The sequence below is a fragment of the Rhodoblastus sp. genome (assembly GCF_052145335.1).
Lineage (GTDB): Bacteria > Pseudomonadota > Alphaproteobacteria > Rhizobiales > Beijerinckiaceae > Rhodoblastus.
The window spans coordinates 1-8519 of the sequence record NZ_JBKQOU010000260.1 but is presented as its reverse complement, the minus strand read 5'-3'; the positions used below and the strand labels follow the sequence as shown (position 1 = coordinate 8519).

The window sequence follows — 8519 nt, the reverse complement described above, 5'->3', positions numbered from 1 at the left end:
GTTCAAAGCATCTGACGATGAGGAGTTGTTCCCGATGGCGGAGATTGAAGTTGCATTCGAACAGATGCTCGCTCGCCGCAAGGGCAAGCCTCCAATGCCGACAGCCGTTGTCCACCCGTGCAGCGTGGATGCTCTGGCCGGAGCCGTGGACGCCGCGCGCGCCGAGCTGATCGACCCGGTGTTGGTCGGACCTCCGGAACAGATCAGCGAGGTCGCGGCAAAAGCAAAACTTGACATATCGTCGTTCAAGACGGAGCCGGCTGCCGACGCATTGGAGTCTGCGGCTGTCGCGGCCAGCATGGCCGGCAGCGGCAAGGTCAGCGCACTGATGAAAGGAAGCCTGCATACGGATCAATACATGCATGCGATTATCCAGAAGGAAAACCGCCTGCGAACCGACCGTCTCCTGAGCCATTGTTTCCTGATCGGAGCGCCGGCCTATTCCAGACTCATCATCATCAGCGACGCCGCAGTCAATATTGCTCCGGATCTCGATCAGAAGCGTGACATCGTCCAGAACGCGATCATCCTGGCGCGAGCGCTAGGGCTCGCGCAGCCGAAGGTGGCGATCCTCGCGGCCGTCGAGACGGTGAATTCGAAGATGCCCGCAACCCTCGACGCAGCGGCGCTCGCCAAGATGGCGGATCGACGGCAGATCGTCGGCGCTGTCGTCGACGGACCTTTGGATCTCGACATCGCGGTGGACGAGGAGGCGGCCCGGGTCAAGGGCGTGGAGTCTCCAGTCGCGGGGAAAGCCGACATCCTCATCGCGCCCAATATCGAAGCCGGCAACATGATGTACAAAGAATTAGCGTTCATGGCCGGCGCGCAAGTGGCGGGGTTGGTGATGGGCGCGCGGGTGCCGGTGATTTTGACGAGCCGCGCCGACACGCCGCAGGCGCGGTTGTTCTCGTGCGGATTGGCTGTCCTGCTGTCCGAGGCGATCGCCAAGGATCCCTCATTGCTGCATCCCGTAACCAGCGAGTAAGACGCCATGGCAAAGGGCATTGTGGTCATCAACGCCGGGTCAACCAGCGTCAAGTTTGCCGTTTACCAGTGTGGCGACGTCAGCTCCCCGGTTCTGGTCTGCCGCGGCCAGGTCGAGGGCATTGGCTCGCATCCGAGCTTTGTCGCGAAGGACGCGAAGGGCAAGCCAATGGACGCCCATGATTGGGAGGAGGCGCATCCTCTCGACATGGAAGGCGCGATCAAGTTCATCATGACCTGGCTCGAAAGTCACCAAGGCCACATCACGATCACGGGCGTCGGTCATAGGGTCCTGCACGGCGGCCTCGCTCACCCCAGGCCAGTGCTGATCGACGAAACGGTGATTTCCGAGCTCGAGAAGCTCGAAGCGGTCGAGCCAACGCACCAGTCGTTCGAAGTCGACGCGATCCGAGCGTTCGCGAAGCGCCATCCCATGCTTCGGCAGGTCGCGGTGTTCGACACGTCGTTTCACCGCACCATGCCGTCCGTGGCTCAGCGCTATGCGCTGCCCGCGGAGATCACGGGAGATTGGATACGACATTGGGGCTTTCACGGTATTTCATACGACTACATCTCGCGCGCCGTGACACGCTACGCGCCTGAAGCCCGACGCGTGATCGTCGCCCATTTGGGTGGCGGCGCCAGCATGTGCGCCATGCTCGACGGCAAAAGCATGGATACTTCGATGGGCTTTAGCGCAATCGATGGACTGCCGATGTCGACGCGTTGTGGCGCGATCGATCCCGACATCCTCTTCTTCCTGATGAGGGTCGGCAAACACAGCGCAGCAGAAATCGAAACGCTGCTTTACAAGAAATCGGGGTTGCTTGGCCTCTCCGGCATAAGCGGAGACATGCGCGCGCTGACAGAAAGCAAGGCGCCGGCGGCAACGGCGGCCATCGATTATTTCGTCTACCACATCGTGAAATTTGCCGGCGCTTACACGGCGGTACTTGGCGGTCTCGACGCCTTCGTGTTCACGGCCGGCATCGGCGAGAACGATTCGTCGCTGCGCGCCGCAGTGGTTCAAAAGCTCTCGTGGTTGGGGGCCAGGCTCGACGTCGAGGCCAACGATCGTCACGGCCCGCGAATTTCCACAGCGGACAGCAAGGTCTCGGTATGGGTTATCCCGACGAATGAGGAATTGATGATCGCCCAGCATGCCGCCAGCCTGGTCGGCGCGTGATGAACGGCGGATGACGCCGGCAAGCTCACGCCGGCGACAAGGCGCGTGATCGCCGACCCACTCACGAAAACGTGATTCCCGCAACGATCGGTTTTGTCGCAACCTGCACGCGGTTCACGCTACAGATCGTCGAAACCGACGACAAGCGGCGGAAACCAATGTTCCGCGTCAAGCTTCAGGGCGACCCGAAGATTCTCATACGACCTCTCCATAATCGCGGTTCGTCGCGATTATGGAATCCCTCGCGTAAGCCAGAAGGGCGTCGAAAGACGCCCGTCATTCGACGGGCTTTTGGGCGCATTGGCGCCTAACCAGCACTCGCAGGTCATGCCTCCGAGTCTTCGTATCGGTCACTGCCATGAGCTGTCCGCCGGTTCCGCAATTCGCTCGACTTCCTTCATTAACATCGGGCGGACAAAACTCCACAGTTTAAACAATGGCTTAAAAAATGACTTTCGTCTCGGCCAAGCCGCCGCCCGCGAAGACGATCGACCTAACCCCTCGCAGGTTCGAATTTAATATTGTGAACGCGTGTTTAATGGCCGCGGCCCGCCGCCGCGCGTATGTTTGCGACTGTGAGCTGTGGATCGCGTCCCGGGCCTCTTCGGCCTCCGTCGCGCCCCTTTCCCCGGCGACCGGTCCGGAACCGATCACAGCTTGCATGCGTCAGCGCGGTGCGCTTTCGGGGAGGCTTGGGTCATGAGACCCAGGCCTCCGTCTTTTCCCCGGGGGCTTGGGAGACATGATGCACGTCAATGCAGGCGAAGCCCGATCGGAGTTTAGAATTCAAGCGGTCACCCGACGCGGAAGCCGGCAAAATAATGTGCCGCGCGTAGGGGCTCTTCTCGTTTCTTTTCCGGCGGAAGCCAAGAGTTTTTGGTGATCGTCGCGGGCGCGGTGTCGTCCGGCCAATTGCGCGCCCGATTGTGAATTACCAGTCAGGGAGAACGCCAATGTCAGTGCAAACCGGCGCAACGGCGCCATCTCAGATGTCCGTGACTGCGGAGAAATCGATCTACTGGCCATTTGCGATAGCGTGGCTCTTGGCCCTTGTCTTCTATTTCACTCAATACGCGCTGCGCTCGGCGCCGAGCGTGATGATACCTGAACTGACCCAGGCGTTCGGTCTGACGGCGCTCGGCCTCAGCTCGCTGCTGGGGCTGTATTATTATCCCTACGCGGCCTTCGCCATCGTTGCGGGCGCGTCTCTCGACCGTTACGGGGCGAAATTGCCCATGGCGGCCGGCGTCTTCGCCCTGGCGGTCGGCTCTGTGCTGTTCGGGCTTGGCTCGATCAGCGCCGCCGAGACCGGACGGCTGCTGCAGGGAGCCGGATCGGCTTTTTCCTTCACCGGCGCGGTCTATCTTGCCTCACGCGGATTTTCCCGCCATTGGCTCGCCACCGCCGTCGGCTTCACGCAATGCTTCGGAATGCTTGGCGGCTTCGCCGGACAGTTCGTCGTCGGTCCACTCGTGCATGGCCCCATCGGATGGCAAGCATTCTGGATCTATAGTGGCGTGCTGTGCGCGATCCTCGGCGTCCTGGTGCTGATCACGACACCGGCGACCCACGATCCGGCCCGCGGCTCCGTATGGTCGATGTTCGCGCCATACAAGGTCGTGCTGACGAACCCGCAATCCTATCTCTGCGGCTTCGTTGGCGGGCTGCTGTTCATGCCGACCACCGTCGGCATCATGATCTGGGGCGTCCCGCTTCTGCGCGCCCTCGGCGCGGAGCCTGGCGAGGCCGTGCAACGCGCCTCCTCCGTGGCGTTCGGCTGGGTGATCGGCGCGCCGCTGCTCGGCTATATCGCGGATCGCATCGGCCGTCGCAAGCCGGTTCTGCTCGGCGGAATTGTCGTCATGCTGCTGGCCCTCTACGGCATCGTCTATATGCCCGGCGTGCTTCCGCACTATGTCGCCGGCCTCACCTTCGGCATCGCCTCCGGCGCGGCGATGATTCCCTATTCGATGATCAAGGAAGTCAATCCGGATAACGTGAAAGGGAGCGCCACCGGCGCGATGAACTTCCTCGTTTTCAGCCTCAGCGCCTTCGTGGCGCCGGCCTTCGGGCTGGAGCTCTCCCGCCTGTCCGGCGGTCAACCCATGACGTTGTCGGTGTTTCAAACGGCCGATCTGATTTGGGTCGGCGCCATCGTCCTGGCTTTCATCCTGACGCTGTTCCTGCGTGAGACCGGCGTCGCGGCGCGAACTGCGCCTCCCGCGTCGGGAACTGTGCGCTGACAGGCCACGAATAGCAAATGCCGAGCAGGGCGTCAGTGTCGTTTGATTTGACGGACGACGGGAACATTCGACTGAGGAGCAGCGCGTCCAGATATTCGGAGGATCGCAAAGATGCTGAAGCCAACCGACGCCACCCGGGTTCATGCGACAGCCGCGGGCACGGGACCTACAAGGCGGCAACTCCCGCAGTGGATCGCTCACCTGCCGCCCTGCAATGCGGCGTGTCCGGCGGGACATAACATTCAAGGCTGGCTCGGGCATGCGCTGGCCGGCCGATGGCGGCAGGCGTGGGATCTGATGCTCGACGAAAATCCCTTTCCGGCAGTGTGCGGCAGGGCCTGTTATCATCCCTGCGAGAGCAAGTGCAACCGAGGCGAACTCGACGCCGCCGTGGGCATCCACGCCGTTGAACGGCTGGTAGGCGATATGGCGCGGCAGGAGAAATGGAGCCCCCTCCGCCGCGAGCCGACCGGCCGCCGCGTCCTGATCGTCGGCGCCGGTCCCGCCGGCCTTTCCTGCGCCTATCATCTGGCCCGGCTCGGCCATACGGTAGAGGTTCGCGAGGCGACGGAAGAGCCCGGCGGCATGATGCGCTGGGGCATTCCCGCCTATCGCCTGCCGCGCGACGTCGTCGGCGACGAGATCGCGCGCATCGCCGCGATGGGCGTGACGATCGCCTGCGGCCAGAAGGTGGAGGACGTGCTGGCCGAGAAGGAGAAAGGCGCCTTCGACGCGGTGTTCCTCGCCGTCGGCGCGCAAGCTTCCAACCGGCTGAATATCCCGGCTGCGGACGGGCGCCGGCTGATCGACGGCGTCACCTTGCTGGCCGAAGCAGAGCGCGGACAAGCGCCGCGCCTCGGTCGCGTGGTCGGTGTGATCGGCGGCGGCAACACCGCCATGGACGTCGCCCGCGTCGCCAAGCGGCTCGGCGCGGAAGAGGCGGTGCTGATCTTCCGCTATGACCGCCCGCATATGGAAGCGCTGCCGGCGGAAGCCGCGGAGGCCTTCGCCGAAGGGGTCAAGATTCGCTGGCTCTCGGTCGCCAGCCGGTTTGGGGCGAGCGGAGTCACCGTCGAAGCTGTGGAGATGGGGCCGGACGGCAGCGTCAAACCCACGGGGAGGTTCGAGACGTTGCCCGCCGACAGCGTGGTGATGGCGGTGGGCCAGCACAGCGAGCTCGATTTCCTGCGCAACGTCCCGGGGGTCGCGATCGAACCCAATGACGTGGTCGCCGTCGACGACCAGTTCATGACGGGGCAAAATGGTGTTTTCGCCGGCGGCGACATGGTGGGCGGCGCGCGGACGATGACGACGGCGATCGGCATGGGCAAACATGGGGCTCGCGCCATCGACGCTTACCTCGACGGCGCGCGCTACGAGGCGCCGCCGAAACATCCGCCGATCAGCTTCCAGATGCTGGATCTGCCAGTCTACCTCGAATCGATCCGGCACGCCCAGCAGGAGCTGCCGCTGGCCGCGCGCGCCTCGTTCGCCGAGGTCGTGCAGGGCCTCAGCCAGGACGAGGGGCAAGCCGAGGCAGGCCGGTGTCTGTCCTGCGGCAACTGCTTCGAATGCGACAATTGCTTCGCGGCGTGCCCCGAACAGGCGATCGTTCGCCTGGGCCGCGGACGAGGCTATCGCGTCGATCGCGATCTCTGCACCGGCTGCGGGATCTGTTTCGAGCAGTGCCCATGCCACGCTATCGAAATGAAGGCGGAGTCCCAACCGACAAGCGGACCGCTCGGCACGATCGGCGAGCCGCTCGCGCCGCACAGCTTCCGCGTCCGGGTTTGACCGCAGCGAGACCAACGGAGAAGAACGATGACCGAAAAAATCGCGACCCTCGACGGCAACACCGCGGTCGCGTACGTCGCCTACCGCGTCAACGACGGGTGCGCTATCTACCCGATTTCGCCGTCGTCGCCGATGGCCGAACTCGCCGACGAATGGTCGGCGCAGGGCCAGAAGAATCTGTGGGGCGCGGTGCCCTTCGTCCAGGAGATGCAGGCGGAGGGCGGCGCCGCCGGGGCTTTGCACGGGTCCCTTCAGGCCGGCGCGCTGACCACGACCTATACCGCCGCGCAAGGCCTGCTTCTGATGCTGCCGAACATGTTCAAGATTGCGGGCGAACTTACGTCTTGCGTCATCCATGTTGCGGCGCGGGCCCTCGCCGCCGGCGCGTCCTCCATTTTCGGCGATCATCAGGACATCATGGCGGCCCGCACCACCGGATTCGCCCTGCTCAGCGCCGGATCGGTGCAGGAGGCCCACGATCTTGCGCTGGTGGCGCAAGCCGCGACGCTCGAGGCGCGGGTGCCGTTCATCCATTTCACCGACGGGTTCCGCACCTCCCATGAGGTGAACACGGTCGCGATGCTGTCGGATGAGCAAATCCGGGCCATGATCGACGACGATCTCGTGCGGGCCCACCGGGAGCGCGCCATGAGCCCCGAGCGTCCCACCATCAGGGGCACCTGGCAGAACCCGGACATTTATTTCCAGATCAGGGAAACGGTAAACCCTTATTACCATGCGGCGCCGGGCATCGTGCAGCGCGCCATGGATCGCCTCGCCGCGCTGACCGGGCGCCAATATCGCCTGTTCCGCTATGACGGCCATCCAGAGGCCGAGCGCGTCGTGGTGGCGATGGGCTCGTCGGCCGAGACGCTGCGGGCGACCGTCGGGCGCCTGAACGCTCAGGGCGAGCACGTCGGCGTGCTGCAAGTTCTCCTTTATCGTCCGTGGTCGGCCAAGGATTTTCTCGCGGCGCTGCCGGCAAGCGTCAATCGCATCGCCGTGCTCGACCGCACCAAGGAGCCCGGCGCGCCGGCCGAACCGCTCTGCCTCGACGTCCTGCAGACTCTGGCCGACGCCGCCGCGCGGGGCGCACGCGCCAGCCTGCCGCTCGTCGTCGGCGGCCGATACGGCCTGTCGTCGAAGGACTTCACGCCGGCGATGGCGAAGGCGGTGTTCGACAACCTCAAGGACAAGGAGCCGCGTCGCGGCTTCACCGTCGGCATCAACGACGACGTCGGGGGAACGAGCCTCCCCGTCGAAGCGGACTTCGACATCGAGCCGCCAGGCGTCAGCCGCGCGCTGTTCTTCGGTCTTGGAGCGGATGGAACGGTCGGAGCGAACAAGAACACCGCGAAGATCTTGGCCGAGGACCAGGGACGCTATGCGCAAGGCTACTTTGTCTATGACAGCCACAAGTCCGGCGCCGAGACGGTCAGCCACCTGCGCTTCGGGGACGCTCCGATCGCCGCCCCCTATCTTCTGCAATCAGCCGACTTCATCGGCGTTCACAAGTTCGATTTCCTGAAGAAACTGGATGTCTTGCGTTCCGCGAGGAAGGGGGCGACGGTCCTGATCAATGCGCCTTACGGTGCAGCCGCCGTGTGGGACCATCTGCCTCGACCGGTGCAGCAGCATATTATCGACAAGGAGTTGCGGCTGTTCGTGATCGACGCCAGCAGCGTCGCGCAGGGCCTGGGCCTGGGGCCAAGGGTCAACACCATCCTGCAGACCTGCTACTTCGCCATCAGCGGCGTGCTGCCGCGGGAGGAGGGCATTCAGCGCATCCGCCATTCGATCGAAAAATCATACGGCGAGAAGGGCCAGGCGGTTCTCCAGAAGAATTTCGCCGCCGTCGACACCGCGCTCGAGCACCTTCATGAAGTCTCGGTTCCCAAGACCGTAACCTCCAAAGAGGAGTTGCGGATTCTCGTTCCAGCGGATGCGCCCGACCAGATCAAACGCATCGAAGCCTTGCAGTTCTCAGGCCGGGGCGACGAGATCCCGGTCAGCGCGATCCCGGTCGACGGCGTCTATGTGGGCGGAACGACCCAATACGAGAAACGCAACATCGCCTTCTCCGTGCCGGTCTGGAAGCCGGATCTGTGCATCCAATGCGGCCAGTGCAGCATCGTCTGTCCGCACGCCGTGATCCGGGCCAAGGCTTACGACGGCGCGCTGCTCAAGTCGGCGCCGGCGGGCTTTCCATCGGCTCCGATCAATGCGCGCGGATACCCCGACAAGCGCTACACGCTGCAGATCGCGGTCGAAGACTGCACGGGTTGCGGGATCTGCATCGATCATTGTCC

General features: G+C 63.9%; 5 protein-coding genes. All 5 read left to right on the top strand.

Translation table 11 applies throughout. The features are described 5' to 3' along the window. The first annotated feature begins 34 nt into the window (after positions 1-34). Complete coding sequence (locus ACLP2E_RS16495) at positions 35-988, top strand: bifunctional enoyl-CoA hydratase/phosphate acetyltransferase (protein WP_442461747.1); 954 nt, start codon at positions 35-37, stop codon at positions 986-988. 6 nt (positions 989-994) lie between these two features. Beyond that, positions 995-2173: an acetate/propionate family kinase gene (locus tag ACLP2E_RS16490; RefSeq protein ID WP_442461743.1), complete on the top strand. Its 1179-nt coding sequence runs from the start codon at positions 995-997 to the stop codon at positions 2171-2173. Positions 2174-3126: 953 nt separating this feature from the next. Continuing rightward, a complete protein-coding gene (locus ACLP2E_RS16485) occupies positions 3127-4416 on the top strand; it encodes an MFS transporter (RefSeq protein ID WP_442461742.1) in 1290 nt (429 codons plus the stop codon). A 111-nt stretch (positions 4417-4527) separates the two neighbouring features. Continuing rightward, complete coding sequence (locus ACLP2E_RS16480; RefSeq protein ID WP_442466554.1) at positions 4528-6210, top strand: NAD(P)-binding protein; 1683 nt, start codon at positions 4528-4530, stop codon at positions 6208-6210. Between the two features lie 27 nt (positions 6211-6237). Further along, positions 6238-8519: pyruvate:ferredoxin (flavodoxin) oxidoreductase (gene nifJ, locus ACLP2E_RS16475; RefSeq protein WP_442466553.1), on the top strand; the 2282-nt coding region annotated here is incomplete at its 3' end.